1 protein-coding gene is annotated in these 538 nt (G+C 55.3%); it reads left to right on the top strand.

Translation table 11 applies throughout. From position 1 onward, the window contains the following. Window positions 1–200: 200 nt before the first annotated feature. Window positions 201–538: recombinase family protein (locus KP705_RS21755; RefSeq protein ID WP_215765060.1), on the top strand; the 338-nt coding region annotated here is incomplete at its 3' end.

The raw sequence follows: 538 nt of genomic DNA, 5'->3' as shown, positions 1-538 counted from the left end.
TGTCGGGCGAGAGCTTCACGGGTCAGAAGACGGCGCCGCGCCATGATCGGATGTCTCCTTCATGTGTCCGGAAGGGGATCGTTGGACGGACTGTCCCGGACAAGTGCAACACGTCATGGAATACAGCCGTGTGCTGTGTCTCATAAAGGTGGTACCATATGTTTTGCAGTCAWGGGGCCTTATACGTTACACTTTCCCGTATGACACACATAATGATCGGCTATGCCCGCTGCTCGACGGACAAACAGGATCTCGCGGCCCAGCATCAGGAACTGCTCAAACTCGGTGTTTCTGCCGATCGTATTTACACCGACAAGGGCTTCACCGGCACGAACCGGGAAAGGGCCGGCCTTGACCAGGCACTTGCGGCTGTTCGTAGTGGCGATACTTTGGTCGTACCAAAGCTTGATCGACTGGCCCGCTCTGTCCCTGATGCACGGCTTATTGGCGACAGCCTGGCATCCCGTGGCTTGAAGCTTCAACTTGGGAACAGAATTCACGATCCGTCTGCTCCAATGGGCAAGTTGTTCTTCAACAT

The sequence above is a fragment of the Gluconobacter sp. P1D12_c genome (genome assembly GCF_018812105.1).
GTDB classification, from domain to species: Bacteria; Pseudomonadota; Alphaproteobacteria; order Acetobacterales; family Acetobacteraceae; genus Gluconobacter; species Gluconobacter oxydans_A.
Note: the sequence above shows the minus strand (reverse complement) of the source record. Positions and strands in the feature narration are given on the sequence as shown.